At 60.1% G+C, this 25,240-nt stretch carries 27 protein-coding genes and 1 pseudogene; 10 read left to right on the top strand and 18 right to left on the bottom strand.

Features of this window, described 5'->3' with window-relative positions; all coding sequences use genetic code 11:
• Positions 1 to 54: 54 nt before the first annotated feature.
• From ACEN8E_RS09580 to ACEN8E_RS09590, 3 genes are all read right to left on the bottom strand, one after another.
• Entirely contained in the window at positions 55 to 501 is a 447-nt protein-coding gene (locus ACEN8E_RS09580; RefSeq protein ID WP_495592386.1) for an NUDIX hydrolase, read from the bottom strand.
• A gap of 218 nt (positions 502 to 719) precedes the next feature.
• Positions 720 to 2,945 (bottom strand): NADP-dependent isocitrate dehydrogenase, encoded by a 2,226-nt coding sequence (locus tag ACEN8E_RS09585; protein WP_495592387.1) that lies wholly within the window; start codon positions 2,943 to 2,945, stop codon positions 720 to 722.
• Positions 2,946 to 3,284: 339 nt separating this feature from the next.
• Positions 3,285 to 3,452, bottom strand: coding sequence for a hypothetical protein (locus ACEN8E_RS09590; RefSeq protein ID WP_495592388.1), 168 nt, complete (start codon positions 3,450 to 3,452; stop codon positions 3,285 to 3,287).
• On the opposite strand from ACEN8E_RS09590, the gene icd reads away from it, so the two are divergent.
• Entirely contained in the window at positions 3,451 to 4,707 is a 1,257-nt protein-coding gene (gene icd / locus ACEN8E_RS09595; protein ID WP_057399856.1) for an NADP-dependent isocitrate dehydrogenase, read from the top strand. The two genes, ACEN8E_RS09590 and icd, sit on opposite strands and share 2 nt — an antisense overlap.
• Before the next feature lie 80 nt (positions 4,708 to 4,787).
• Here the strand turns inward: icd and cspD are convergent, their stop codons facing one another.
• Complete coding sequence (cspD, locus tag ACEN8E_RS09600; protein ID WP_495592389.1) at positions 4,788 to 5,054, bottom strand: cold shock domain-containing protein CspD; 267 nt, start codon at positions 5,052 to 5,054, stop codon at positions 4,788 to 4,790.
• Positions 5,055 to 5,278: 224 nt separating this feature from the next.
• Here cspD and clpS point away from each other — a divergent pair, with 224 nt between their 5' ends.
• Both clpS and clpA read left to right on the top strand, forming a co-directional pair.
• On the top strand, positions 5,279 to 5,641 hold the full coding sequence (clpS, locus tag ACEN8E_RS09605) for an ATP-dependent Clp protease adapter ClpS (protein ID WP_033052565.1): 363 nt from the start codon (positions 5,279 to 5,281) through the stop codon (positions 5,639 to 5,641).
• 30 nt (positions 5,642 to 5,671) lie between these two features.
• A complete protein-coding gene (clpA, locus tag ACEN8E_RS09610; RefSeq protein WP_495592390.1) occupies positions 5,672 to 7,942 on the top strand; it encodes an ATP-dependent Clp protease ATP-binding subunit ClpA in 2,271 nt (756 codons plus the stop codon).
• A 236-nt stretch (positions 7,943 to 8,178) separates the two neighbouring features.
• Here the strand turns inward: clpA and infA are convergent, their stop codons facing one another.
• The 4 genes from infA to trxB form a co-directional block, all read right to left on the bottom strand.
• Positions 8,179 to 8,397: a translation initiation factor IF-1 gene (infA, locus tag ACEN8E_RS09615; protein WP_002553999.1), complete on the bottom strand. Its 219-nt coding sequence runs from the start codon at positions 8,395 to 8,397 to the stop codon at positions 8,179 to 8,181.
• Between the two features lie 111 nt (positions 8,398 to 8,508).
• Entirely contained in the window at positions 8,509 to 9,216 is a 708-nt protein-coding gene (locus ACEN8E_RS09620; RefSeq protein WP_495592391.1) for an arginyltransferase, read from the bottom strand.
• A gap of 57 nt (positions 9,217 to 9,273) precedes the next feature.
• Positions 9,274 to 9,954, bottom strand: a complete 681-nt coding sequence (gene aat, locus ACEN8E_RS09625) for a leucyl/phenylalanyl-tRNA--protein transferase (RefSeq protein WP_495592392.1) — start codon at positions 9,952 to 9,954, stop codon at positions 9,274 to 9,276.
• 62 nt (positions 9,955 to 10,016) lie between these two features.
• Positions 10,017 to 10,976 (bottom strand): thioredoxin-disulfide reductase, encoded by a 960-nt coding sequence (gene trxB / locus ACEN8E_RS09630; protein ID WP_495592393.1) that lies wholly within the window; start codon positions 10,974 to 10,976, stop codon positions 10,017 to 10,019.
• Between the two features lie 306 nt (positions 10,977 to 11,282).
• Between trxB and ACEN8E_RS09635 the strand changes: the two genes are divergently transcribed.
• The 6 genes from ACEN8E_RS09635 to cysG all read left to right on the top strand — a co-directional run bounded on the left by ACEN8E_RS09635 (position 11,283) and on the right by cysG (position 18,921).
• Positions 11,283 to 13,694 (top strand): DNA translocase FtsK, encoded by a 2,412-nt coding sequence (locus ACEN8E_RS09635; RefSeq protein WP_495592394.1) that lies wholly within the window; start codon positions 11,283 to 11,285, stop codon positions 13,692 to 13,694.
• Between the two features lie 66 nt (positions 13,695 to 13,760).
• The gene (gene lolA, locus ACEN8E_RS09640) at positions 13,761 to 14,384 is read left to right on the top strand and encodes an outer membrane lipoprotein periplasmic chaperone LolA (RefSeq protein WP_429369053.1); all 624 of its coding nucleotides are present in this window, start codon (positions 13,761 to 13,763) and stop codon (positions 14,382 to 14,384) included.
• Positions 14,385 to 14,532: 148 nt separating this feature from the next.
• On the top strand, positions 14,533 to 15,855 hold the full coding sequence (locus ACEN8E_RS09645) for a replication-associated recombination protein A (RefSeq protein ID WP_495592395.1): 1,323 nt from the start codon (positions 14,533 to 14,535) through the stop codon (positions 15,853 to 15,855).
• On the top strand, positions 15,855 to 16,229 hold the full coding sequence (gene crcB / locus ACEN8E_RS09650; RefSeq protein WP_057399849.1) for a fluoride efflux transporter CrcB: 375 nt from the start codon (positions 15,855 to 15,857) through the stop codon (positions 16,227 to 16,229). Before ACEN8E_RS09645 ends, crcB begins: the two co-directional genes overlap by 1 nt.
• Positions 16,230 to 16,245: 16 nt before the next feature.
• A complete protein-coding gene (gene serS / locus ACEN8E_RS09655; RefSeq protein WP_429369049.1) occupies positions 16,246 to 17,526 on the top strand; it encodes a serine--tRNA ligase in 1,281 nt (426 codons plus the stop codon).
• Entirely contained in the window at positions 17,527 to 18,921 is a 1,395-nt protein-coding gene (cysG, locus tag ACEN8E_RS09660; RefSeq protein ID WP_495592396.1) for a siroheme synthase CysG, read from the top strand.
• Positions 18,922 to 19,035: 114 nt separating this feature from the next.
• Here cysG and ACEN8E_RS09665 read toward each other — a convergent pair whose 3' ends face one another.
• From ACEN8E_RS09665 to ACEN8E_RS09705, 9 genes are all read right to left on the bottom strand, one after another.
• Positions 19,036 to 20,037 carry a glutathione S-transferase family protein gene (locus ACEN8E_RS09665; protein WP_495592397.1) on the bottom strand — a complete coding sequence of 334 codons (1,002 nt, stop codon included), beginning with the start codon at positions 20,035 to 20,037 and terminating at the stop codon, positions 19,036 to 19,038.
• Positions 20,038 to 20,127: 90 nt separating this feature from the next.
• Positions 20,128 to 21,129, bottom strand: coding sequence for a glycosyl transferase family protein (locus ACEN8E_RS09670; RefSeq protein ID WP_495592398.1), 1,002 nt, complete (start codon positions 21,127 to 21,129; stop codon positions 20,128 to 20,130).
• Positions 21,126 to 21,461 (bottom strand): TusE/DsrC/DsvC family sulfur relay protein, encoded by a 336-nt coding sequence (locus ACEN8E_RS09675; RefSeq protein ID WP_495592399.1) that lies wholly within the window; start codon positions 21,459 to 21,461, stop codon positions 21,126 to 21,128. The genes ACEN8E_RS09670 and ACEN8E_RS09675 overlap by 4 nt, the downstream gene beginning before the upstream one ends.
• A complete protein-coding gene (gene tusB / locus ACEN8E_RS09680; RefSeq protein WP_495592400.1) occupies positions 21,458 to 21,751 on the bottom strand; it encodes a sulfurtransferase complex subunit TusB in 294 nt (97 codons plus the stop codon). The genes ACEN8E_RS09675 and tusB overlap by 4 nt, the downstream gene beginning before the upstream one ends.
• A complete protein-coding gene (tusC, locus tag ACEN8E_RS09685) occupies positions 21,751 to 22,113 on the bottom strand; it encodes a sulfurtransferase complex subunit TusC (RefSeq protein ID WP_495592401.1) in 363 nt (120 codons plus the stop codon). Before tusC ends, tusB begins: the two co-directional genes overlap by 1 nt.
• A 1-nt stretch (position 22,114) precedes the next feature.
• The gene (gene tusD / locus ACEN8E_RS09690) at positions 22,115 to 22,507 is read right to left on the bottom strand and encodes a sulfurtransferase complex subunit TusD (protein ID WP_495593295.1); all 393 of its coding nucleotides are present in this window, start codon (positions 22,505 to 22,507) and stop codon (positions 22,115 to 22,117) included.
• Between the two features lie 200 nt (positions 22,508 to 22,707).
• Positions 22,708 to 23,412 (bottom strand): YoaK family protein, encoded by a 705-nt coding sequence (locus tag ACEN8E_RS09695; RefSeq protein ID WP_495592402.1) that lies wholly within the window; start codon positions 23,410 to 23,412, stop codon positions 22,708 to 22,710.
• Between the two features lie 25 nt (positions 23,413 to 23,437).
• Positions 23,438 to 23,767 carry a DUF6388 family protein gene (locus ACEN8E_RS09700; protein WP_495592403.1) on the bottom strand — a complete coding sequence of 110 codons (330 nt, stop codon included), beginning with the start codon at positions 23,765 to 23,767 and terminating at the stop codon, positions 23,438 to 23,440.
• Between the two features lie 20 nt (positions 23,768 to 23,787).
• Positions 23,788 to 24,036 carry a hypothetical protein gene (locus ACEN8E_RS09705; RefSeq protein WP_008000820.1) on the bottom strand — a complete coding sequence of 83 codons (249 nt, stop codon included), beginning with the start codon at positions 24,034 to 24,036 and terminating at the stop codon, positions 23,788 to 23,790.
• 148 nt (positions 24,037 to 24,184) lie between these two features.
• Here ACEN8E_RS09705 and ACEN8E_RS09710 point away from each other — a divergent pair, with 148 nt between their 5' ends.
• The gene (locus ACEN8E_RS09710) at positions 24,185 to 24,535 is read left to right on the top strand and encodes a hypothetical protein (RefSeq protein WP_495592404.1); all 351 of its coding nucleotides are present in this window, start codon (positions 24,185 to 24,187) and stop codon (positions 24,533 to 24,535) included.
• Positions 24,536 to 24,668: 133 nt separating this feature from the next.
• On the opposite strand, the pseudogene ACEN8E_RS09715 reads toward ACEN8E_RS09710, so the two are convergent.
• A pseudogene (locus ACEN8E_RS09715) lies at positions 24,669 to 25,087 on the bottom strand (GNAT family N-acetyltransferase).
• Positions 25,088 to 25,240 lie beyond the last annotated feature (153 nt).

Below are 25,240 nucleotides of genomic sequence, written 5' to 3' on the forward strand. Positions count from 1 at the left end.
TTCAATGAGTGTCTTGAAAAAGGACGCGATTCTAACAGGCTCCAGCCTGCAAGGCTAAAGAGAAGGACGGATCAATTCGAGGCCGAAGTGTTTACCGTCCAGATAATCATCGATACAGCGGATGATCAGCTCGCTGCGCCAGTTGTCACGCTGTTCGATTAATTCCTCGCGGGTCAGCCACTTGGCGCCGACGATACCGTCGTCCAGCTGGTAATCGGGGTGGTGTTTCACTGCTTTGGCGATGAAGCAGACCCGCTGGTAGGTTACGCCGTTGCTGGGGGCGGTATAGAGGTAAATCCCCAGTACGCCGGTCGGTTCGATGTCCCAGCCGGTTTCCTCGAGGGTTTCGCGGACAGCGGCTTCGGTCAGGGTTTCGTTCGGATCCAGATGGCCGGCGGGCTGGTTGAGCACCACGCGTCCGTGCTTGGATTCTTCGACCATCAGGAAGCGGCCGTTGTCTTCGACGATGGTGGCGACGGTGATGTGGGGGAGCCAGTCCATGAGATGTCCTCAAGTTTTGAATGGTGAAACACGGATCCTGTGGGAGCGAGCCTGCTCGCGAAAGCGGTGGGTCAGTCAACATCGATATTGAATGATAAACCGCATTCGCGAGCAGGCTCGCTCCCACAATGGTTCGGGTTCCGGCTGATAAGCATGTGTTAACGCCAAAAACACAAACCCCGGCACTTGGCCGGGGTTTGTGATGTTCCCTTACAACCTTAAACCAGCGCAGCGACAGCCGCGTTGAAGGTTGCGCTTGGGCGCATGGCCTTGCTGATCAGCTCGGCGTCGGCGTGGTAGTAACCGCCGATGTCCACTGGCTTGCCCTGGACGGCGTTGAGCTCGGCAACGATGGTCGCCTCGTTCTCGGTCAGGGTCTTGGCCAGGGTCGCGAACTGCGCTTGCAGTGCAGTGTCTTCGGTCTGGGCAGCCAGGGCCTGAGCCCAGTACAGCGCCAGGTAGAAGTGGCTGCCGCGGTTGTCGATGTTGCCGACTTTGCGCGATGGCGACTTGTTGTTGTCCAGGAACTGGCCGGTGGCCTGGTCCAGGGTCTTGGCCAGAACCAGCGCCTTTGGATTGTTGTAGGTCACGCCCAGGTGTTCCAGGGACGCAGCCAGGGCCAGGAATTCACCCAGCGAATCCCAGCGCAGGAAGTTTTCTTCCAGCAACTGCTGAACGTGCTTCGGAGCCGAACCGCCGGCGCCGGTTTCGAACAGGCCACCGCCGTTCATCAGCGGCACGATCGACAGCATCTTGGCGCTGGTGCCCAGTTCCATGATCGGGAACAGGTCGGTCAGGTAGTCGCGCAGTACGTTGCCGGTCACCGAGATGGTGTCCTTGCCGTCGCGGGTGCGCTGCAGGGTGTACTTCATGGCGTCGACCGGGGACATGATCTGGATGTCCAGGCCGGCAGTGTCGTGATCCTTCAGGTAAGCCTGAACTTTCTCGATCACCACGCCGTCGTGGGCGCGCAGCGGGTCCAGCCAGAAAATCGCCGGAGTGCTGCTGGCGCGAGCACGGTTGACGGCCAGTTTGACCCAGTCCTGGATCGGCGCGTCTTTGGTCTGGCACATGCGGAAGATGTCGCCGGCTTCAACCGACTGCTCCAGCAGCAGGTTGCCCTTGCTGTCGGTGACGCGAACAACGCCGTCAGCCTTGATCTGGAAAGTCTTGTCGTGGGAACCGTACTCTTCGGCTTTCTTCGCCATCAGGCCAACGTTCGGCACGCTGCCCATGGTGGTCGGATCGAAAGCGCCGTTTACCTTGCAGTCTTCGATCACTGCCTGGTAGATGGTGGCGTAGCAGCGATCCGGGATCACCGCCTTGGTGTCGTGCAGCTGGCCATCGGTACCCCACATCTTGCCGGAGTCACGGATCATGGCCGGCATCGAGGCGTCGACGATCACGTCGCTCGGCACGTGCAGGTTGGTGATGCCCTTGTCGGAGTTGACCATCGCCAGGGAAGGGCGAGCGGCGTAGACCGCCTGGATGTCGGCTTCGATGGCAGCTTGCTGCTCGGCAGGCAAGGCCTTGATGCGAGCGTACAGGTCGCCGATGCCGTTGTTCAGGTTGAAGCCGATCTGTGCCAGCACGTCAGCGTGCTTGGCCAGTGCGTCCTTGTAGAACTCGGCAACGATCTGGCCGAACATGATCGGGTCGGAGACCTTCATCATGGTGGCTTTCAGGTGAACCGACAGCAGCACGCCCTGTGCCTTGGCGTCTTCGATTTCGGCTGCGATGAAGCTGCGCAGGGCGTTTTTGCTCATGACCGCGCAATCGAGGATCTCACCGGCTTGTACGCTGGTCTTTTCTTTCAGGACGGTGGCGGTGCCGTCCTGGGCGATCAGTTCGATTTTAACGGCGTCAGCGGCGTCGATCAGGGCGGCTTTTTCGCTGCCGTAGAAATCGCCGGTGCTCATGTGCGCGACGTGGGACTTGGAGTCCTTGGCCCAGGCGCCCATTTTGTGCGGGTGCTTGCGAGCGTAGTTCTTGACCGACAGCGGAGCGCGACGGTCGGAGTTGCCTTCGCGCAGAACCGGGTTCACGGCGCTGCCCTTGACCTTGTCGTAGCGCGCCTTGGCTTCTTTGTCGGCGTCGCAGGTCACGGTTTCCGGGTAGTCCGGCAGGTTGTAGCCCTGGGCTTGCAGTTCTTTGATCGCCGCTTGCAGCTGTGGAACCGAAGCGCTGATGTTCGGCAGCTTGATGATGTTGGCTTCAGGCGTAACGGCCAGGGCGCCCAGTTCGGCGAGGTGGTCGGCTACGGCTTTGTCGCCCAGTTGCTCGGGGAAGCTGGCCAGGATGCGCCCTGCAAGAGAGATATCGCGGGTTTCAACGGCGATATCAGCCGAGGCGGTGAACGCCTCTACGATAGGCAACAGTGAATAGGTGGCGAGGGCAGGAGCTTCGTCGGTGAAGGTATAGATGATCTTCGAGCGGGTGGGCATATTCGGATTAACTCTCTCTTCTTTGCTAAAGCGTGCGCAGAAACTCGAGGGCGCCGGGTAAGCGCGTTCGTTCAAAGTCATCCATGAGCCGAATATCGAGGTTTCGTTGCTGTGATGTTGGGTGCATCAGTAGGGTGTCAAGTGGCCGGGCTGCGGTAACAGACCGGCCTTCGGCGGAAACGCTCGTCGCTTTTTACCAAGCAGCGGGCCGTTCAACCTGACGTGACCCTTTAGTCAGCGGCAGCATTATACATAGGTAGCTGGCAATCTGCCGATGGTTCATACGCAACGAATGTCGTCCATTGGTCTAAAGGTCGCAGGGGCGAGCAGGGCACAAGGTCATTCGTCGTGCTTGAGTTTGGCGCTTTTCCCTTTGCTTTCAGGCTTGTAGCGCGCGAGTTGCAAGGCTTTGAGGCGGTTGGATGGAACATAGGGTTTGCGCGCCGATTCAACTGGGTTACGCTCGAACCAAGCCAGATGTTCAATCCAATCAGTGGAGTTCAGCATGGGTTACAAGAAGATTCAGGTTCCAGCCGTCGGCGACAAAATCACCGTCAATGCAGACCATTCTCTCAATGTTCCTAATAACCCGATCATCCCCTTCATCGAAGGCGACGGCATTGGTGTCGACATCAGTCCGGTCATGATCAAGGTTGTCGATGCTGCTGTTAAGAAGGCCTACGGTGGCGAGCGCAAGATTTCCTGGATGGAAGTGTACGCCGGGGAGAAAGCGACTCAGGTTTACGATCAGGACACCTGGCTGCCTCAGGAAACCCTGGACGCGGTCAAGGATTACGTGGTTTCCATCAAGGGCCCGCTGACCACCCCGGTCGGTGGCGGCATCCGTTCCCTGAACGTGGCCCTGCGTCAGCAGCTCGACCTGTACGTCTGTCTGCGCCCGGTGCGCTGGTTCGAAGGCGTGCCTAGCCCGGTCAAGAAGCCGGGCGACGTCGACATGACCATCTTCCGCGAGAACTCCGAAGACATCTACGCCGGCATCGAGTGGAAGGCCGGTACACCGGAAGCCACCAAGGTCATCAAGTTCCTCAAGGAGGAAATGGGCGTTACCAAGATCCGTTTCGACGAGAACTGCGGTATCGGCGTCAAGCCGGTGTCGCTGCAAGGCACCAAGCGCCTGGCGCGCAAGGCCCTGCAATATGTGGTCGACAACGATCGCGATTCGCTGACCATCGTGCACAAAGGCAACATCATGAAGTTCACCGAGGGTGCCTTCAAGGAATGGGCCTACGAAGTGGCGGCTGAAGAGTTCGGCGCGACCCTGCTCGACGGTGGTCCGTGGATGCAGTTCAAGAACCCGAAAACCGGCAAGAACGTTGTCGTCAAGGATGCCATCGCCGACGCCATGCTCCAGCAGATCCTGCTGCGCCCGGCCGAGTACGATGTGATCGCTACCCTGAACCTGAACGGCGACTACCTCTCCGACGCCCTGGCGGCGGAAGTGGGCGGTATCGGTATCGCACCGGGTGCCAACCTTTCCGACACCGTGGCCATGTTCGAAGCCACCCACGGTACGGCACCGAAGTATGCCGGCAAGGACCAGGTCAACCCGGGTTCGCTGATCCTGTCCGCTGAAATGATGCTGCGCCACATGGGCTGGACCGAAGCGGCCGACCTGATCATCAAGGGCACCAACGGCGCGATTTCCGCCAAGACCGTGACCTATGACTTCGAGCGTCTGATGGAAGGCGCGAAACTGGTGTCGTCTTCCGGTTTCGGTGATGCGCTGATCTCGCACATGTAGGAAGACGCAGGAATATGAAAACCGCCTGATTCAAGTATTTGAGTCAGGCGGTTTTTTTATGGCGGGATGGTGGTGCGGCCTTACACCGTAACGGTCTGTTGCACGGGGGATGTCGTCGCTTTCGAAGCATCCACCGGATTGCCTATGTTGACCGCGTGCAGGCCTTTGGGGCCCTGGATGATGTCGAATACGACAGCTTGTCCGGCTTTCAGGGTTTTATAGCCTTCCATCTGGATGGCGGAGTAGTGGGCAAACAGGTCTTCTGTCTTACCGTCCTCATTGATGAAACCGTAACCCTTGGCATTGTTGAACCATTTGACCTTGCCACTGACCTTGCCGCCTGACATACCCATATCCCTCTGCAACAGACTCCATCACTGGAGTATCATCCAGTACATCCGCAGTCGAATCTGTAAATAAGATTGACTCCGCGGACCTTTTTTACCCACTGTGGGCTCTATTGGTTGTAACACCGTTTTGCCGATAGTCAAGCTGACCAGGCAGTCGGAGTTGAAAACGCTGATAGCCGTCCCCACCACTGTATTTGAACAACTGACGAACCTTTCTTTCCATGCATGCAATCAGCCAGATTCGACTAACATTCAATCAGGATCACCCTGATTTACACGACGACGATTCCACAGGCATTGCTGTTCAGGAGGCAAAGCCTGCACTGCAGGCGCCGCCGATGTACAAGGTGGTTTTGTTCAACGATGACTACACACCGATGGATTTCGTGGTCGAAGTGCTCGAGGTGTTTTTTAACCTGAATCGCGAGCTGGCGACCAAGGTCATGCTGGCCGTCCATACGGAAGGGCGGGCAGTATGTGGAGTGTTTACCCGCGACATCGCGGAGACCAAGGCCATGCAGGTCAACCAGTACGCCAGGGAAAGCCAGCATCCGCTACTCTGTGAAATCGAGAAGGACGGTTAATCGCCGACCACTTGGGTATGAGGTGAAGCTATGTTAAACCGCGAGCTCGAAGTCACCCTCAATCTTGCCTTCAAGGAGGCCCGTTCGAAGCGTCATGAATTCATGACCGTCGAGCATCTCCTGCTGGCCCTATTGGACAATGAGGCTGCCGCCACCGTTTTGCGTGCGTGCGGCGCAAACCTCGACAAACTCAAGCACGACCTGCAGGAGTTCATCGACTCCACCACGCCATTGATCCCTGTGCATGACGAGGATCGCGAAACCCAGCCAACCCTGGGCTTCCAGCGTGTACTGCAGCGTGCTGTGTTTCACGTACAGAGCTCGGGCAAACGCGAAGTGACTGGTGCCAACGTGCTGGTCGCGATCTTCAGTGAGCAAGAGAGTCAGGCAGTGTTCCTGCTGAAACAGCAGAGCGTTGCCCGTATAGATGTCGTCAACTACATCGCCCATGGCATTTCCAAGGTGCCTGGGCATGGCGATCATTCTGAAGGTGAGCAAGATATGCAGGACGACGAGGGTGGTGAGTCTTCTTCCTCGGGCAATCCCCTGGATGCTTATGCCAGCAACCTCAATGAACTCGCGCGCCAGGGTCGAATCGATCCGTTGGTGGGCCGTGAGCTGGAGGTCGAGCGTGTCGCGCAGATCCTGGCGCGTCGTCGCAAAAACAATCCGCTGCTGGTGGGCGAGGCGGGCGTGGGTAAAACCGCGATTGCCGAAGGCCTGGCCAAGCGCATTGTCGACAACCAGGTGCCGGATCTGCTGGCAAACAGTGTTGTTTATTCCCTCGATCTGGGCGCTCTGCTCGCGGGCACCAAGTATCGTGGTGATTTCGAGAAGCGCTTCAAGGCGCTGCTCAATGAACTGAAAAAACGTCCGCAGGCGATCCTGTTCATCGACGAGATCCACACCATCATCGGTGCGGGTGCCGCGTCCGGTGGTGTCATGGATGCCTCGAACCTGCTCAAGCCGCTGCTGTCCTCGGGTGATATCCGTTGCATCGGTTCGACCACCTTCCAGGAATTCCGCGGCATTTTCGAGAAGGACCGTGCCTTGGCCCGGCGCTTCCAGAAGGTCGATGTGTCGGAGCCTTCCGTGGAAGACACCGTCGGTATCCTGCGTGGTCTGAAGGGGCGCTTCGAGCAGCATCACAACATCGAGTACAGCGATGAGGCCCTGCGCGCCGCCGCCGAACTGGCTTCGCGCTATATCAACGACCGGCACATGCCGGACAAGGCGATCGATGTGATCGACGAGGCGGGTGCCTACCAGCGCCTGCAGCCGGTCGAGATGCGCGTCAAGCGTATCGAAGTGCCACAGGTCGAGGATATCGTCGCGAAAATCGCGCGGATTCCGCCAAAGCACGTCACCAGTTCCGACAAGGAGTTGTTGCGTAACCTCGAGCGTGACCTGAAGTTGACCGTGTTCGGTCAGGATGCCGCGATCGACTCGCTGGCAACCGCGATCAAGCTGTCCCGTGCCGGCCTCAAGTCCCCTGACAAGCCAGTCGGTTCGTTCCTGTTCGCAGGGCCTACCGGTGTCGGTAAAACCGAAGCGGCGCGTCAGTTGGCCAAGGCGCTGGGCGTCGAGTTGATTCGTTTCGACATGTCCGAGTATATGGAGCGCCACACCGTATCGCGTCTGATCGGTGCGCCTCCGGGTTATGTCGGGTTCGATCAGGGCGGTCTGCTCACCGAAGCCATCACCAAGCAGCCACACTGCGTGCTGTTGCTCGATGAGATCGAGAAGGCGCATCCGGAAGTCTTCAACCTGCTGTTGCAGGTCATGGATCATGGTACGTTGACCGATAACAACGGGCGCAAGGCGGATTTCCGTAACGTGATCGTCATCATGACGACCAACGCCGGTGCCGAGACTGCAGCTCGCGCTTCGATCGGTTTCACCTATCAGGATCACTCTTCCGATGCGATGGAAGTGATCAAGAAGAGCTTTACGCCGGAGTTCCGCAACCGTCTGGACACCATCATCCAGTTTGGTCGCCTCAGCCATGAGGTCATCAAGAGCGTGGTGGACAAGTTCCTTACGGAGCTTCAGGCGCAGCTGGAAGACAAGCGAGTGTTGCTGGAAGTCACCGATGCGGCTCGCAGCTGGCTGGCCGAAGGTGGTTACGACGCGGCGATGGGCGCTCGCCCAATGGCGCGCCTGATCCAGGACAAGATCAAGCGTCCGCTGGCGGAGGAGATTCTCTTTGGCGAACTGGCCGAACATGGCGGTGTGGTGCACATCGACATCAAGGATGGCGAGCTGACCTTCGAGTTCGAGACCACGGCCGAGATGGCCTGACGTTCAAAAGCAAAACAGAAAGGCGCCGAGAGGCGCCTTTTTGTTGTCTTGAAAAAAATACAGCAAACCCTTGTGGGAGCGAGCCTGCTCGCGAAGGCGGCAGCACATGCAACATTGATGCAGGCTGATCCACCGCTTTCGCGAGCGGGCTCGCTCCCACATTGGGGTTGCAGGGGGGGCAAATCGCAGGCAAACAAAAACGCCCGGCATAAGCCGGGCGTCTTGTATTGACCTGATTAGCGAGCGCGGTAGGTGATGCGCCCTTTGCTCAAGTCATAGGGCGTCAGCTCGACGCGCACTTTGTCGCCGGTAAGAATACGGATGTAGTTCTTGCGCATCTTGCCGGAGATGTGCGCGGTTACGACGTGCCCATTTTCCAACTCCACACGAAACATGGTGTTGGGCAGGGTGTCGACGACAGTGCCTTCCATTTCGAAGCTGTCTTCTTTCGACATGCAGTAAAGCCCTCGGTGTCCAATGAATGGCCCGGTGCAACTGCGCCAGGCAAAAGCGGCGTGCATTGTGCCCGAAAAGTGGGGTTTAAGCCAAGGGGTTTAGGGCCGGCTCTAGTTTAGAACCACCCAGCGCTGATTAATCAGCAGTTCAATGGGGCGATACTGAGTCTTGTAGTTCATTTTTTTGCAGTTTTTGATCCAGTAACCGAGGTAGACCGCTTCCAGCCCAAGCCGGCTGGCCTCGGCGATTTGCCAGAGAATCGCGTAGCGCCCAAGGCTGCGACGCTCTTCGGCAGGCTCGTAGAAGGTGTAGACCGCCGAAAGACCGTTCGGCAGCAAGTCAGTGACGGCGACGGCCAGCAGCCGGCCGTTCAGGCGGAACTCATAAAAACGTGAAAACGGCAGGTCCCGCACCAGGAATGTCGAAAACTGGTCGCGACTTGGCGGGTACATGTCGCCATCGGCGTGACGCTGTTCGATATAGCGCTGGTAAAGGTCGAAATACTCTTCGTTGAAGCGGGGCTTGGCCGGACGCACCTGCAAATCCGTGTTGCGCTTGAATATGCGTTTTTGTTGCCGGTTGGGCTTGAATTGCCCCACGGGAATGCGCGCCGGTACGCACGCATTGCAGTTCTGGCAATGCGGCCGGTAGAGATGATCGCCGCTGCGACGAAACCCCATCTCCGACAGGTCTGCATAGACATGCACATCCATGGGCTGGCTAGGGTCGAGGAACAGGGTGGTGGCCTGCTCATCGGGCAGATAACTGCAAGAGTGCGGCTGAGTGGCATAGAACTTCAAGCGCGCCAACTCGGTCATGATCAACCCTCGGGGTAGTGCTTTGGATTAAGTGTAAGCCACGCAGGCAAAAGACGCTCAGCAAACCCAGGTGGCGCTGCTGGGTTGGTCCAGATACTGCGCAAGGTAATGGGCAAAGTCACGGCGGGGAATCGCTCGCGCTCCCAGACTGTGCAGATGATCGGTGGGCATCTGGCAATCGATCAGTACAAAACCCGAGTCTTTCAGATGGCGCACCAGTGTGGCAAAGCCGAATTTCGAGGCGTTGTCGACGCGGCTGAACATGGACTCGCCGAAAAACAGCCGGCCCATCGCCAGGCCATACAGCCCGCCGACCAGTTCGTCCCCGTCCCACACTTCCACCGAGTGCGCGTGACCACGCCTGTGCAGTTCGATGTAGGCATCTTGCATCGCCTCGGTGATCCAGGTGCCGTCGGCGTAATCCCGGGGGGCGGCGCAGGCGCGGATGACGGCGGCAAAATCCGCGTCGAAGGTCACTTGATAGCGTTGCTGGCGCAGCAGTTTGTTCAAGCTGCGCGAGACATGCAGTTCGTCGGGAAACAAAACCGTGCGCGGGTCCGGGGACCACCAGAGGATTGGCTGGCCTTCGGAGAACCATGGGAAGCAGCCGTGGCGATAGGCCGAGACCAGCCGGTCGGCGGACAGATCGCCACCGGCAGCCAGGAGCCCGTTGGGGTCGCGCATGGCCTTTTCCAGCGGTGGGAAATGCAAGGTGTTGCGTTGTAACCAAGTCAGCATGGCATCCGGGCTTGCAGAAGGGGAGGGCAGTGGTGGGTATTGGCTCGCGATAAAGTTTGCCTTCAAACGGCAGGAATGTCGTCGAGGTATTTTTCAGCGTCCAGTGCCGCCATGCAACCGGCCCCGGCAGACGTAACGGCCTGGCGATAAACGTGGTCGGCCACGTCACCGGCGGCAAACACGCCGGCTATCGCCGTAGCAGTGGCATCGCCTTCGCTGCCACCCTTGACCAGCAGATACCCGTTACGCATTTCCAGCTGTCCGCTGAAGAGGTCGGTGTTGGGCTTGTGGCCGATGGCGATAAACACCCCGGCCAGGGGCAGTTCCCTGGTTTCGCCGGTGTGGCTGTCCCGCAGGCGGGCGCCGGTCACGCCACTGGCATCGCCAAGCACTTCGTCCAGATTCTGGTTCCAGTGCAGGCGGATATTGCCATTGGCGGCCTTTTCGAAGAGTTTGTCCTGGAGGATTTTCTCCGAGCGCAGTTTGTCGCGCCGATGGATCAGGTGCACTTCCTTGGCAATGTTCGACAGGTACAACGCCTCTTCGACCGCCGTGTTGCCGCCGCCGACCACTGCAACCACCTGATTGCGATAGAAGAATCCATCACAGGTCGCGCACGCCGAGACCCCTTTGCCGGCAAACGCTTCTTCCGACGGCAGGCCCAGATATTGCGCAGAGGCGCCGGTGGCAATGATCAGTGCGTCGCAAGTGTAGGTTCCGCCATCGCCGATCAGTTCGAACGGCCGTTGTTGCAACTTGGCCGTATGGATGTGGTCGTAAACGATCTCGGTGGCAAAGCGTTCGGCGTGTTTTTGCATGCGCTCCATCAGGACCGGCCCGGTCAGGCCTTCGACGTCGCCTGGCCAGTTATCGACTTCGACGGTGGTGGTTAGCTGGCCACCTGCCTGTATGCCGGTAATGACAACGGGCTTGAGGTTGGCGCGGGCGGCATAAACGGCTGCGCTGTAACCGGCAGGGCCGGAGCCCAGGACAATCAGGCGGGAATGCTTCGCTTCGCTCATAAAAACACCTCATAAGCCTTTGTCACAAAAGAGAATGCATGCTCAAATTGAACAGCATGTCATGTGCTGTTGACTATGCTACACCCAAGGGTCTCAAGCATGGCGTCGTGCGTACAAATCCGTACAATGCCGTGCGTGCTACATATATTCAGTGCGCGCCGTGTTTATAAAAACCGGGGCGCAGTGTTAAAAGTAGTCCCGGATACGCGCGTTAACTTTTTTACCTGCCTGGATTGGGCAGTTTTTTGCCGGTTTTTATAGACATTCACCAGATGGACGCGCCCATGGCGCAGGAAAAGAAGCGTTTTGAAGAAATCCACCGCAGCACCTAAACCAGCCGTCGTTCCGCTCTGGCGCCAGCACTTGCACTACCGACTCAAGGAAGGTGCGCTGATCGCCATCGGTGCCTTGTGCCTGTTCCTGATGATGGCCTTGTTGACCTATGGCAAGGATGATCCGGGCTGGAGCCATAACAGCAAGATCGACGACGTGCAGAACTTCGGCGGGCCAGCGGGCTCCTACAGCGCCGATATCCTGTTCATGGTGCTGGGTTACTTCGCCTACATCTTCCCGTTGCTGCTGGCGATCAAGGCTTACCAGATCTTCCGCCAGCGTCACGAACCGTGGCAGTGGAGCGGCTGGCTGTTCTCCTGGCGCCTGATCGGCCTGGTGTTCCTGGTACTGTCGGGCGCCGCTCTGGCCCATATCCATTTCCACGCCGCGACCGGTCTGCCGGCCGGTGCGGGCGGTGCGCTGGGCGAAAGCCTCGGTGACCTGGCCCGCAACGCCCTGAATATCCAGGGCAGTACCCTGTTGTTCATCGCGTTGTTCCTGTTCGGCCTGACGGTGTTCACCGACCTGTCGTGGTTCAAGGTGATGGATGTCACCGGCAAGATCACCCTCGACCTGTTCGAACTGTTCCAGGGCGCGGCCAATCGCTGGTGGGCGGCCCGTACCGAGCGCAAACAGCTGGTCGCCCAGTTGCGTGAAGTCGACGACCGTATGGATGAAGTGGTTGCGCCGACCGTCACCGACAAGCGCGAGCAGGCCAAGGTCAAGGAACGCCTGATCGAGCGTGAGCAAGCCCTGAGCAAGCATATGTCCGAACGCGAGAAGCAGGTGCCGCCGGTGATCGCGCCCGCGCCACCAAAGCCTGTCGCACCGAGCAAGCGCGTCGAAAAAGAGAAACAGGCGCCTCTGTTCGTCGACAGCGCCGTGGAAGGCACCTTGCCGCCGATCTCGATTCTCGATCCCGCGGAAAAGAAACAGCTCAATTACTCGCCTGAATCCCTGGCTGCGGTTGGCCACCTGCTGGAAATCAAGCTCAAGGAATTCGGCGTTGAAGTCACCGTCGACTCGATTCATCCAGGGCCGGTGATTACCCGTTACGAAATTCAGCCGGCCGCCGGCGTCAAGGTCAGCCGCATCGCCAACCTGGCCAAGGACCTGGCCCGTTCCCTGGCCGTGACCAGCGTGCGCGTGGTGGAAGTGATTCCGGGCAAGACCACGGTCGGTATCGAGATTCCCAACGAAGACCGGCAGATCGTGCGTTTCTCCGAGGTGTTGTCGACCCCCGAATACGACAATTTCAAATCCCCGGTCACCCTGGCCCTGGGCCACGATATCGGCGGCAAACCGGTCATCACCGACCTGGCGAAGATGCCGCACCTGCTGGTGGCCGGTACCACCGGTTCCGGTAAGTCGGTGGGCGTGAACGCGATGATCCTGTCGATCCTGTTCAAGTCCGGCCCGGAAGACGCCAAGCTGATCATGATCGACCCGAAAATGCTGGAACTGTCGATCTACGAAGGCATTCCGCACCTGCTGTGCCCGGTGGTCACCGACATGAAGGATGCCGCCAACGCCCTGCGCTGGAGCGTTGCCGAGATGGAGCGCCGCTACAAGCTGATGGCCAAGATGGGCGTGCGCAACCTGTCGGGCTTCAACGCCAAGGTCAAGGAAGCCCAGGATGCGGGCGAACCGTTGAGCGATCCGCTGTACAAGCGTGAGAGCATTCACGACGAAGCGCCGCTGCTGCAAAAGCTGCCGACCATCGTCGTGGTGGTCGACGAATTCGCCGACATGATGATGATCGTCGGCAAGAAGGTTGAAGAACTGATCGCGCGTATCGCGCAAAAGGCTCGTGCGGCCGGTATTCACTTGATCCTCGCGACCCAGCGTCCGTCGGTGGATGTGATCACCGGTCTGATCAAGGCCAACATCCCGACCCGCATGGCGTTCCAGGTATCGAGCAAGATCGACTCCCGGACCATCATCGACCAGGGCGGTGCCGAGCAACTGCTGGGCCACGGTGACATGCTCTACATGCCGCCGGGTACCAGTCTGCCGATTCGTGTTCACGGCGCTTTCGTGTCCGACGATGAGGTTCACCGCGTGGTGGAAGCCTGGAAGCTGCGCGGCGCGCCGGAATACAACGACGACATTCTCAATGGCGTCGAAGAGGCCGGTAGCGGCTTCGAAGGCAGCAGCGGTGGCGGCGACGGAGACGATCCCGAGGCCGACGCGCTGTACGATGAAGCGGTCCAGTTCGTGCTGGAAAGCCGTCGCGCCTCCATTTCAGCGGTGCAGCGCAAGCTCAAGATCGGCTACAACCGCGCCGCGCGCATGATCGAAGCCATGGAAATGGCCGGGGTCGTGACGTCCATGAACACCAACGGTTCGCGTGAAGTCCTGGCCCCGGGCCCGGTGCGCGACTGATCCGAGTATGAAAGGAGTGGTGCCCGTGGCACCGCTCGCACTCCCACGAATGTTATGAGGACTCCCATGCGTCTGATCCGCATGCTGTTGCTGCCGGTACTGGCTTTGACCACGCTCCAGGCTAACGCCGATGACAAGGACGTGGCACGCCTGACCCAATTGCTGGAAAAATCCCAGACCCTGACCGCACGCTTCTCTCAGTTGACCCTCGACGGCACCGGCACCCAGTTGCAGGAAACCGCTGGCGACATGTCCCTGCAGCGTCCGGGGTTGTTCTACTGGCACACCAATGCGCCAGCCGAGCAGACCATGGTTTCCGACGGCAAGAAGGTCACCCTGTGGGACCCGGATCTGGAGCAGGCCACCATCAAGAAACTCGATGAGCGTCTGACCCAGACGCCCGCGCTGCTGCTGTCCGGTGACGTGTCGAAGATCAGCCAGAGCTTCGACATCAGTGCCAAGGAAGCCGGTGGTGTGATCGATTTCACCCTGAAACCGAAAACCAAGGACACCTTGTTCGACAGCCTGCGCCTGTCGTTCCGCAATGGCCTGGTCAATGATATGCAGATGATCGACAGTGTCGGCCAGCGCACCAACATCCTGTTTACCGGCGTCAAGGCCAACGAGCCGATCCCGGCGTCCAGGTTCAAGTTCGACATCCCCAAGGGTGCCGATGTAATCCAGGAATAAGTCGCAAAACCTCTGTAGGAGCGAGCTTGCTCGCGATGAACCTGAGCGCGCCGCTGGGTGTCAGGTCGCCAGCGTTATCGTTGACGACCATCGCGAGCAAGCTCGCTCCTACAGGGGATAGAGAACCAGTGAGGTTTCACAAGTAGTCATGGATCTGTTTCGCAGTGCCCCCATCGCCCAGCCATTGGCCGCCCGTTTGCGCGCGACCAATCTGGACGAGTACGTCGGTCAGGAACACGTGCTCGCTCGCGGCAAGCCCTTGCGCGAAGCGCTGGAGCAGGGTGCCCTGCATTCGATGATTTTCTGGGGGCCGCCGGGCGTGGGCAAGACCACGCTGGCGCGATTGCTCGCCGAAGTCTCGGATGCGCACTTCGAAACGGTGTCGGCGGTGCTCGCCGGCGTGAAGGAAATCCGTCAGGCGGTGGAGATCGCCAAGCAGCAGGCCGGGCAATACGGCAAGCGCACCATTCTGTTCGTCGATGAAGTGCACCGTTTCAACAAGTCCCAGCAGGATGCGTTCCTGCCCTATGTCGAAGACGGCACGCTGATTTTCATCGGCGCCACCACCGAGAATCCCTCGTTTGAGTTGAACAATGCGTTGCTCTCACGGGCACGGGTCTATGTGCTCAAGAGCCTCGACGAAGCGGCGCTGCGCAAGCTGGTGCAGCGTGCGCTGACCGAGGAACGTGGCCTGGGCAAGCGCAACCTGACCCTCAGTGATGAGGGTTTCCAGATGCTGCTGTCCGCCGCCGATGGCGATGGCCGGCGCCTGCTGAATCTGCTGGAAAACGCCTCGGATCTGGCCGAAGACAACAGCGAGATGGGCACCGACCTGCTGCAAAGCCTGCTCGGCGATACCCGTCGGCGTTTCGACAAGGGTGGCGAAGCGTTCTACGACCAGATTTCCGCGCTGCACAAGTCGGTGCGCGGCTCCAACCCCGACGGCGCGCTGTACTGGTTCGCGCGGATGATCGACGGTGGCTGCGATCCGCTGTACCTGGCCCGGCGCGTGGTGCGCATGGCCAGTGAAGACATCGGCAATGCCGATCCGCGCGCGCTGAGCCTGTGCCTGGCGGCGTGGGAAGTGCAGGAACGCCTTGGCAGTCCAGAGGGCGAACTGGCGGTGGCCCAGGCCATCACCTATCTGGCCTGCGCGCCGAAAAGCAACGCGGTCTACATGGGCTTCAAGACCGCATTGCGTGCCGCCGCCGAACACGGCTCGCTGGAAGTGCCGCTGCACCTGCGCAATGCGCCAACCAAGCTGATGAAGCAGTTGGGCTACGGCGATGAGTACCGTTATGCCCACGATGAGCCGGACGCCTATGCCGCCGGGGAAGATTACTTCCCGGAAGAGCTCGAGCCGATTGCGTTCTATCAGCCTGTGCCCCGTGGCCTGGAACTGAAAATCGGCGAAAAACTCAATCACCTGGCGAAACTCGACCGTTTAAGCCCCCGGCAGCGGAGAAAATAGTGCTTCCTTTGATCGTTGCGGTATCCGTCGGCGGGATAGCCGGTACATTGTTGCGCTTCGCCACGGGTAACTGGATCAACGCGAATTGGCCGCGGCACTTCTATACCGCGACGCTGGCCGTTAATATCGTGGGCTGTTTGCTGATCGGCGTTCTATACGGTCTGTTTTTGATACGCCCGGAGGTGCCCATCGAGGTGCGTGCCGGGTTGATGGTCGGCTTCCTCGGGGGGCTGACGACTTTTTCATCCTTTTCACTGGATACGGTGCGCCTGCTGGAAAGCGGGCAGGTGCCGCTGGCCCTGGGCTATGCGGCGCTCAGCGTATTCGGCGGGCTGCTTGCCACCTGGGCCGGCCTGTCCTTGACCAAACTTTGATAAACGAGAAACCGACATGCTCGATTCCAAACTGTTACGTAGCAACCTTCAGGACGTAGCGGACCGCCTGGCATCCCGTGGCTTTGTGCTGGATGTTGCGCGCATCGAAGCGCTGGAAGAACAGCGCAAGACCGTCCAGACCCGCACCGAAGCACTGCAGGCTGAACGTAATGCGCGTTCCAAATCCATCGGCCAGGCCAAGCAGCGCGGCGAAGACATCGCGCCGTTGATGGCGGACGTCGAGCGCATGGCGGGTGAATTGAGCGCCGGTAAAGTCGAACTGGACGCGATCCAGACCGAACTGGACTCGATCGTGCTGGGCATTCCCAACCTGCCGCACGAATCGGTGCCGGTTGGCGATGACGAAGACGGCAACGTTGAAGTGCGCCGTTGGGGCACGCCGAAGGCTTTCGATTTCCCGGTCCAGGACCACGTGGCCCTGGGCGAGAAGTTCGGCTGGCTGGACTTCGAAACCGCCGCGAAACTGTCCGGCGCCCGTTTCGCCCTGCTGCGCGGCCCGATTGCCCGTCTGCACCGCGCCCTGGCGCAGTTCATGATCAACCTGCACGTTACCGAGCACGGCTATGAAGAGGCCTACACGCCTTATCTGGTCCAGGCGCCGGCGCTGCAAGGCACCGGCCAGTTGCCGAAGTTCGAAGAAGACCTGTTCAAGATCGCCCGCGAAGGCGAGGCCGACCTGTACCTGATCCCGACCGCCGAAGTGTCGCTGACCAACATCGTCGCTGGCGAAATCGTCGATTCGAAACTGCTGCCGATCAAGTTCGTTGCCCATACCCCGTGCTTCCGTAGCGAAGCCGGCGCATCCGGTCGTGACACCCGCGGCATGATCCGCCAGCACCAGTTCGACAAGGTTGAAATGGTGCAGATCGTCGAGCCGTCGAAGTCGATGGAAGCGCTGGAAGGCCTGACCGCCAACGCCGAGAAAGTCCTGCAGCTGCTGGAGTTGCCTTATCGCACCCTGGCGCTGTGCACCGGCGACATGGGCTTCAGCGCGGTCAAGACCTACGACCTGGAAGTGTGGATCCCGAGCCAGGACAAATACCGCGAAATCTCGTCGTGCTCCAACTGCGGCGACTTCCAGGCCCGTCGCATGCAAGCGCGTTTCCGTAACCCGGAAACCGGCAAGCCGGAACTGGTGCACACCCTGAACGGCTCCGGCCTGGCGGTGGGCCGTACCCTGGTCGCGGTGCTGGAGAACTATCAGCAGGCCGACGGTTCGATCCGTGTGCCAGAAGTTCTCAAGCCGTACATGGGTGGCCTTGAGGTCATCGGCTAAATGAACTATCTGCCGCTGTTTCACAACCTTCGCGGCAGTCGTGTGTTGGTCGTCGGTGGGGGGGAGATTGCCTTGCGCAAATCCCGCCTGCTGGCCGATGCCGGTGCGCTGCTGCGGGTGGTTGCACCTGAAATCGAAGCACAACTGCGCGAACTGGTTGCCGGCAGCGGTGGCGAGTGCCTGTTGCGTGGCTACGCCGAAACGGATCTGGACGGTTGCGGGCTGATCATTGCTGCCACCGACGACGAAGCGCTGAACGCGCAAGTCTCCGCCGATGCCCATCGGCGTTGCGTGCCGGTCAACGTGGTGGACGCGCCGGCCCTGTGCAGTGTGATCTTCCCGGCGATCGTCGACCGTTCTCCGTTGATCATCGCGGTGTCCAGCGGCGGCGATGCGCCAGTGCTGGCACGCCTGATCCGCGCCAAGATCGAAACCTGGATTCCTTCCACCTACGGTCATCTGGCCGGGTTGGCGGCGCGTTTTCGGCATCAGGTCAAAAGCCTGTTTCCGGATGTGCAGCAGCGTCGGGCGTTCTGGGAAGATGTTTTCCAGGGCCCGATTGCCGATCGGCAACTGGCCGGGCAGGGCGCCGAAGCCGAGCGTTTGTTGCAAGCGAAGATCGATGGCGAAGCACCGGTTGCCACCGGCGAAGTCTATCTGGTGGGCGCAGGCCCGGGTGATCCCGACCTGCTGACCTTCCGTGCCTTGCGCCTGATGCAGCAAGCCGACGTGGTGCTGTATGACCGCCTGGTGGCGCCGGCGATTCTCGAACTGTGCCGTCGCGACGCCGAGCGGGTTTATGTCGGCAAGCGCCGCGCCGATCACGCGGTGCCGCAGGATCAGATCAACCAGCAATTGGTGGATCTGGCCAAGCAGGGCAAACGTGTGGTGCGCCTGAAGGGCGGCGATCCGTTCATCTTCGGTCGCGGTGGCGAGGAGATCGAAGAACTGGCGGCGCAAGGCATTCCGTTCCAGGTGGTGCCGGGGATCACGGCGGCCAGCGGTTGCGCGGCCTATGCCGGGATTCCGCTGACGCACCGCGATTACGCACAGTCGGTGCGTTTCATCACCGGTCACCTCAAGGATGGCTCCAGCGATTTGCCATGGGCGGACCTGGTCGCACCGGCGCAAACCCTGGTGTTCTACATGGGGCTGGTGGGCTTGCCGGTTATCTGCGAACAGTTGATCAAGCATGGTCGCAGCAAAGATACCCCGGCAGCGTTGATCCAGCAGGGCACCACGGTCAACCAGCGGGTGTTTACCGGCACCCTGGCGGACTTGCCACGGCTGGTGGCGGAGCATGAAGTGCATGCGCCGACATTGGTGATCGTGGGCGAAGTGGTGCAGTTGCGCGAGAAACTGGCGTGGTTCGAAGGGGCTCAGGGGCAGGTCTAGACCGAATTGCCCCCTTCGCGAGCAGGCTCGCTCCCACAGGGGATTTGTGAACGGCACAAATCAATTGTGGGAGCGAGCCTGCTCGCGAAAGGGCCCTCATGACCTGCACAAATCTCAGGCCTTGCGCCAAATCCCTTTCCCGCTCAACCGCTCCCGGTCATGGGGCGCGGTGAAATCCTGTGCCGGGCCTTTCGGCACCACTCCAGTCGGGTTGATGGTGCGGTGGCTGGCGTAGTAGTGGTGCTTGATGTGAGTGAAATCCACCGTCTCGGCAATCCCAGGCCACTGATAGATTTCCCGCAGCCAGTTCGACAGGTTCGGATAATCGGCAATCCGTCGCAGGTTGCACTTGAAGTGCCCGTAGTACACGGCATCGAAGCGAATCAGTGTGGTGAACAGGCGGATATCCGCTTCGGTCAGGTACTCGCCAGCCAGATAGCGGTTGGCGCCCAGCAGCAGCTCCAGCCGGTCCAGCTCGGCAAATACCTCATTGAACGCTTCTTCATAAGCCTGTTGCGACGTGGCAAACCCGGCGCGGTATACGCCATTGTTCACCGCCGGATAGATCCGCTCGTTCAATGCGTCGATATCAGCGCGTAACGGCGCCGGGTAGAAGTCCAGGTCGTTACCGGTCAAATCGTCGAAAGCACCGTTGAACATGCGGATGATTTCCGATGATTCATTGTTGACGATGCGCTTGAGCTGTTTGTCCCACAGTACCGGTACGGTGACGCGCCCCGTGTAGTCGGCCGTGTCGGCGGTGTAGCGCTGGTGCATGAAGTTGAAGTGGTCGAGCTTGTCGCCGGTCGACCCCAGGTTCCGGTCGAAGGTCCAGCCGTTTTCCAGCATCAACCAACTGACCACCGAAACGTCGATCAGGTTTTCGAGGCCTTTGAGTTTGCGCAGGATCAGCGTGCGATGGGCCCACGGACAGGCCAGGGACACGTACAGGTGATAGCGCCCGGGTTCTGCCGCAAAACCACCGGCGCCGGTCGGTCCGGGCTTGCCGTCTGCTGTCAGCCAGTTGCGACGCTGCGCCTGTTCACGCTGAAACGCGCCGTCCTTGCTGCTTTCGTACCACTTGTCCTGCCAGCGGCCATCCACTAACAAACCCATGTCCAAGACTCCTGAATCCAATAATCGTTGGGTTCAGTCTATTCCGATGAGTTCGAACAAAAAGCGCAAAGATCGGGCACGAATGATCGGTTAAATCGATTTGTTGCGAGCGGCCCAGTATTGCTCGGCGGTTTCAAAGGCCTGTTCGCGGCTCTGTCCGAGGCCACGCAGTGCCAGGGCCATGGTCGAAATCAAGGCCATTTGCGGGTAGCTGTCGACCACGTCACCACGCCACACCGCTTTCAAATGTTCAGGTTCAAGCGAGGCGGGTTTGACATGACGCTGCGCGGACAACTGCGGCCATTCCTCATCCCAGCTCTCGCCGCCGGTGGTGCCGTACAGGTGGCTGTCGGCGTCCGGGTTGATCTCGATTTCGCCGCCATCGCCCTTGATCACGATGGCGGTATCGCCGAGCAGCCCGCTGGCATCGCGATGCACCGCCTGATACCCAGGGTGGAAAATGCTCTGCAGGCCGCAACGCGCGCCCAGCGGATTGAGAATCCGCGTCAGCGAGTGGATCGGCGAGCGCAGGCCCAGGGTGTTGCGCAGGTCGATCATCCGTTGCAGCTGCGGTGCCCAGTCCACCAGCGGCATGAAGGCCAGGCCGCCGTTATCCAGCGCTGAGCCGACCTGTTGCCAGTCGCGGCACAGCGGGATGTTCAACTCGCCCAGCAGTTGCTCGGTGTACAGGCGACCGGCCGTGTGGGCGCCGCCGCCGTGCATGAATATCCGCACGCCGTTTTGTGCCAGGCACTTGGCCGCCAACAGGTACCACGGCAAGTGCCGCTTCTTGCCGGCGTACGTCGGCCAGTCCAGGTCTACCGCCAGCGCCGGAGGATTCAGGCGTTCGCGCAATGCCTCGGTGAACCCCGCCATCTCTTCTGCACTTTCTTCCTTGTGCCGCAACAGCATCAGGAAGGCGCCGAGCTGGGTTTCCTCGATCTTTTCATCGAGCACCATGCCCATGGCCTCGCGGGCCTCGACCCGGGCCAGGTCACGGGCGCCGCGCTTGCCTTTGCCAAGGATCCGCACGAATTGGGCGAACGGATGCTCGGCAGGCGTTTCGAGTGTCAGTGCTGGATAGTCGGTCATAAACAATTCGTCGGTTTGGGCAGGCCCGCCAGTTTCGCGGCGAGTTTGGCGGGAGTGCCTTTGAACAGTCGGTTCAGGTGCAGGCTGTTGCCTTTTTCCGGGCCGAGTTTCAGGGCGGTGTACTTGATCAACGGACGGGTGGCCGGTGACAGCTGGAACTCGGCGTAGAAGCTGCGCAGCAGTTCGAGGACTTCCCAGTGTTCGGGCGTCAACTCGATGTCTTCGGCAGCGGCCAGGGCACCGGCCACATCGGCGGACCAGTCACTCAGTTCGACCAGGAAACCGTCCTTGTCCAGCTCGATGGCGCGGGCGCCTACCGTCAATGCATTCATAGCCAACTGTTGACCTTGTCGTAGTGAATCGACAGTTCGACGAAGGCCGGGTAATCGATGGCCAGGGCCCAGTCGGGTACCGCAAGCGCACGGGCCTGGGCATCTTCGGCGAGGACGAACAGCTTCAGGCCACGGGCGCTGAGCGCAGTGAACGGCGCGGTGCCGGGCTGCAACGCATAGGCCGCATCACCGGACAGCAGCAAGCCATCGTTGGCGCCAATCACGCGCAGGCAACTGGTCAGGCGATCGTCGCCGAACGGGGAATGAGACAACACATGCAAAGTCGACATCAGAGGGTGATCACCTGGTCGTAACGGTCAATAAGGGCGGTGATTTCGTCGGCGGCCAATACCCGGGCTTCTGCCAGTGACAGTCCGTCCGGGTCCAGGCCGCGCTGGCTGATGCTGTCGCCGCAGGCGAACAACTCCTCGACACCGAACATTGGCAGGGCTTGCAGGTTGGCGCTCAGGTCTTTCTGCTGAAGGGCCTTGGCGTCCTGTTTTGCGGCCAGCTGAAACACGCCGTCGTCGAGAAACAACAGGCCAATCGGCAGATCGAAGGCGCCGCCGGCCAGTACGATATCCAGCGCTTCCCGCGCGCCCGGGCCGGACCATGGCGACTGACGGCTGATGATCAACAAGGATTTGGCCATGTCATGCGCCTCCGAAACAGATCAGACGGTCGGCATCCTGCGCCGCGTCATGCAATTGGCCAAGGCCGGACAATTCCCACGGCGCACCGACGGTAACCGCCTCGCGCTGATAGCGCCTGGCTTCTTCCTCGTTCAACACGCCACGACGCAGCGCGGCGGCGATGCACACCACACCATCGAGTTGATGGTCGCTGACAAAGGTGCGCCATTGCCTGGGCAAGTCCGGTTCATCCTGGGGCGTGACCACGCTGGCGGACGCGTTGTAGACGCCGTCCTGATAGAAAAACAGCCGGACAATCTCGTGCCCGCCGGCCAGCGCCGCTTGGGCGAACAGCAAGGCACGGCGCGAGGAGGGCGCATGGGCGGCGGAAAACACGGCGATGGCGAACTTCATGACGGACTCGATCAGCGAAACTGCGGCCATGATAATGCTTTATCGGCGGGGCGGCTAAAACGATGTTGTCTGTTCTGGCCCCTTCGCGAGCAGGCTCGCTCCCACAAGGGATTTGTGTCGGGCACAAAATCAGCGATCACCACACGTCCACTGTGGGAGCGAACCTGCTCGTGAAGGCAGCCTCACAGTCAACACAAGACTCAGCGCGGCATATACCCCAACTGCCACCGCCGCGGGATCTTCAACGACAACACCCCGAGCCCGGCAGCCAGCAGGCCACTGGCAAACAACGCCTTGAGCCCCAGGTGATGTTCCAGCACGGCACCGAGTATCGCGCCGGCGAACATGCCGGTCCAGGGGATCAGTTGCACGCGCCAGCCGTTACGACGCTCGCCGAGCATCCAGCGGCCCAGCCCGCGACCGAAACGCGACAGGGCACCGGTGACGTAAGTCAGGCCAACCGGCAGGCCGTTCACTTCTTCCACCGCGGCATTGAGCATGCCCATTGCGATGATTGCCGCCAGCAGGGCCGGCAGTTGCGCGTCATAGGGCCAGGCCGCGGCGGCGCACAGCAGAGTGGCGATGCACAACAGCAGAGGCAGGGCCCGGCGGCCACCCAGCCGGCTGACGATAATGCCCAGCGCGTTGCCGACGATGAAAGTGGCGACGAGGATCACCAGGCGCAGGGTCAACTCAAGGTCGCCAGCACTGATGGCGACCGCCATCCGGGTGGTATTGCCGCTCATGAACGAAACGAAGTCGCCGCTGGCCATGAAGCCGATGGCGTCGGTCATGCCGGCGAGTACCGAGAGCATGGCCACCAGGCTCAGGCCTATGCGCCCGCGCCATTTCTGCGTGTGCAAGTGCCCGGGGCTGGCGTGGGTCCTGGCGGTGTTGGGCAGCATCGGCGAAGGTATCCCTGAACAGTGCTTAGGGTTTTATCCCATTCAACTCGCAATACTCCAGCCAGTCCATGCCGGCCATTTCCGCCACTTCCCGGTGCACTTCCAGGCGTTGCGCTTCGTAGTCCAAGGGCGTGGCGGCAGTTAACTGCAATGTCAGTTCCCAAGCGAACAATTGCTGGCGTTCTGCTTCAGCTTCAAAGGCTTCGTGCAGCCGCTCCTCGCGATACTGTGCCGCCGTTTCACCCTTGGCCTGAGCCAACAGCGGGTTGAGGTGGTCGAGCTCTTCGCGCAATTCGGGGCGCGCATCAAGAAACCGCTTCAGTGCCTGCTCATGTTGCTGCTCGGTTGCCGCCATGGTCGCTCCTTGAGTGGGGGTTACGAAGACTGCTTCTTGCTGGCCTTGGCCGCTGCTGCCAGGCATTCGAGGGCAAACTGTTCGGTGTAGGTCATCTGGATCGGCGTGGTTTCGCCTTTGACGGTTCTTTCGCCATTGAGGATGTAACGAATCCGCTTGTCGGTGACGCCGATTCGCTTGGCGATCCATGAAGGCGTCTGGCCGATCTGGCTGATCAGCTTGTCGGCGTATTCAGCGGTCGGTTTGTAAAACTCGGCATTGGGTGTCATCAGGATTCCAGTGATAGGTGCGATGCGGCGTTATTGGCGCGACAGGGTGCGCGAATCGTTGCACGCTGTCGCGGTATAAATGAAGTAAAGCAGAACGATACGGGCTGCCGGGGTGATAAAGTCCGCTTTTTCCTGATGAGTGAATGCAATGCGAATTCTGATGGTGGCGCTGGCCGCGACTTTGCTGGCGGGATGCGCTGGCTCGGCAATGAACGATGCCCGCACCAAGGCCCCGTACAAGACCCTGAACTCGGAAAAGCCGGCAAAAGACGTCGCCCAGTGCGTGCAGTTTTCCTGGCAGGACGAGGCCGTGTTCGGCGTCGATGCCGCAGCCTATCTGCAAGCTGGCGAGAAAGGTGGCACGACCGTTTACACCCGTTCGGCGGAGTCCTTCGTCGACGTGACCAGCGATGCCTCGGGCACGGTGTTGAGCTACTACGCACAGCAGGATGATTTCGTGGCCAAGCGCCGGCTGGCAGCGTTGGCGACTTGTCTGTGATCTGACGCTGTTCCCCCTGTAGGAGCGAGCTTGCTCGCGAAAAAAATCGGAACGCCGCGGGGTGTCAGGCATCCAGCGTTTTCGTTGACGACCATCGCGAGCAAGCTCGCTCCTACAGGGGGGGCGGTATGGTTCAGTAGTTCAGGCGCTTCTGGAAGAAGAAGTGCCTGTGGCCCGGTGGATAGTCGGCAATGTGCCCGATCTCGCTGTAGCCACATTTCTTGTAGAAATCCGGCGCCTGGAATTCAAAGGTGTCGAGCCACAGCCCGACGCAGCGCCGTTCCCGCGCCAGGTCCTCGGCCATCTGCATCAGTTTCGAACCCATCCCCGGGCCTGCTCCGGCACCACCAGCAAGTCGATGTACAACCACTGGTAAAACAACCGGCCATGCAGGCCGCCGAGGATTTCGTCGTTGTCGTCGCGCACCAGCAAGGCGATGTGCCCGGGCACGTTGCCTTCGGCCTTAGAGCCGTTGTACGCGCGCAATGGCTTGAGGATGGCCTGGCGTTGTTCTTCCGTGGGGTTTTGCGACAGTTCGATACGCAGGTTCATGGCTATATCCTTATGGCATTGAAGCAGCAGCCTATCCCGGATGCAGCGATTGTTCCATCCCGGGGAAAGTTGAACCGATGCCAACGCGCAGCTTGCTTGAGGGGGGACAAGCGCTGATCCTTTTCAATTATCATGCGCCCTCTCAGACCAGTA

It is taken from the genome of Pseudomonas sp. Pseusp9, assembly GCF_059491265.1.

Excerpts from the sequence above, each read along its gene's own strand:
- ACEN8E_RS09580 (WP_495592386.1), bottom strand. The coding sequence starts at position 501 with ATGGACTGGCTCCCCCACATCACCGTCGCCACCATCGTCGAAGACAAC.
- ACEN8E_RS09585 (WP_495592387.1), bottom strand. The coding sequence starts at position 2,945 with ATGCCCACCCGCTCGAAGATCATCTATACCTTCACCGACGAAGCTCCT.
- icd (WP_057399856.1), top strand. The coding sequence starts at position 3,451 with ATGGGTTACAAGAAGATTCAGGTTCCAGCCGTCGGCGACAAAATCACC.
- ACEN8E_RS09590 (WP_495592388.1), bottom strand. The coding sequence starts at position 3,452 with ATGCTGAACTCCACTGATTGGATTGAACATCTGGCTTGGTTCGAGCGT.
- cspD (WP_495592389.1), bottom strand. The coding sequence starts at position 5,054 with ATGTCAGGCGGCAAGGTCAGTGGCAAGGTCAAATGGTTCAACAATGCC.
- clpS (WP_033052565.1), top strand. The coding sequence starts at position 5,279 with ATGCATGCAATCAGCCAGATTCGACTAACATTCAATCAGGATCACCCT.
- clpA (WP_495592390.1), top strand. The coding sequence starts at position 5,672 with ATGTTAAACCGCGAGCTCGAAGTCACCCTCAATCTTGCCTTCAAGGAG.
- infA (WP_002553999.1), bottom strand. The coding sequence starts at position 8,397 with ATGTCGAAAGAAGACAGCTTCGAAATGGAAGGCACTGTCGTCGACACC.
- ACEN8E_RS09620 (WP_495592391.1), bottom strand. The coding sequence starts at position 9,216 with ATGACCGAGTTGGCGCGCTTGAAGTTCTATGCCACTCAGCCGCACTCT.
- aat (WP_495592392.1), bottom strand. The coding sequence starts at position 9,954 with ATGCTGACTTGGTTACAACGCAACACCTTGCATTTCCCACCGCTGGAA.
- trxB (WP_495592393.1), bottom strand. The coding sequence starts at position 10,976 with ATGAGCGAAGCGAAGCATTCCCGCCTGATTGTCCTGGGCTCCGGCCCT.
- lolA (WP_429369053.1), top strand. The coding sequence starts at position 13,761 with ATGCGTCTGATCCGCATGCTGTTGCTGCCGGTACTGGCTTTGACCACG.
- ACEN8E_RS09645 (WP_495592395.1), top strand. The coding sequence starts at position 14,533 with ATGGATCTGTTTCGCAGTGCCCCCATCGCCCAGCCATTGGCCGCCCGT.
- serS (WP_429369049.1), top strand. The coding sequence starts at position 16,246 with ATGCTCGATTCCAAACTGTTACGTAGCAACCTTCAGGACGTAGCGGAC.
- cysG (WP_495592396.1), top strand. The coding sequence starts at position 17,527 with ATGAACTATCTGCCGCTGTTTCACAACCTTCGCGGCAGTCGTGTGTTG.
- ACEN8E_RS09665 (WP_495592397.1), bottom strand. The coding sequence starts at position 20,037 with ATGGGTTTGTTAGTGGATGGCCGCTGGCAGGACAAGTGGTACGAAAGC.
- ACEN8E_RS09670 (WP_495592398.1), bottom strand. The coding sequence starts at position 21,129 with ATGACCGACTATCCAGCACTGACACTCGAAACGCCTGCCGAGCATCCG.
- ACEN8E_RS09675 (WP_495592399.1), bottom strand. The coding sequence starts at position 21,461 with ATGAATGCATTGACGGTAGGCGCCCGCGCCATCGAGCTGGACAAGGAC.
- tusB (WP_495592400.1), bottom strand. The coding sequence starts at position 21,751 with ATGTCGACTTTGCATGTGTTGTCTCATTCCCCGTTCGGCGACGATCGC.
- tusC (WP_495592401.1), bottom strand. The coding sequence starts at position 22,113 with ATGGCCAAATCCTTGTTGATCATCAGCCGTCAGTCGCCATGGTCCGGC.
- tusD (WP_495593295.1), bottom strand. The coding sequence starts at position 22,507 with ATGAAGTTCGCCATCGCCGTGTTTTCCGCCGCCCATGCGCCCTCCTCG.
- ACEN8E_RS09695 (WP_495592402.1), bottom strand. The coding sequence starts at position 23,412 with ATGCTGCCCAACACCGCCAGGACCCACGCCAGCCCCGGGCACTTGCAC.
- ACEN8E_RS09700 (WP_495592403.1), bottom strand. The coding sequence starts at position 23,767 with ATGGCGGCAACCGAGCAGCAACATGAGCAGGCACTGAAGCGGTTTCTT.
- ACEN8E_RS09705 (WP_008000820.1), bottom strand. The coding sequence starts at position 24,036 with ATGACACCCAATGCCGAGTTTTACAAACCGACCGCTGAATACGCCGAC.
- ACEN8E_RS09710 (WP_495592404.1), top strand. The coding sequence starts at position 24,185 with ATGCGAATTCTGATGGTGGCGCTGGCCGCGACTTTGCTGGCGGGATGC.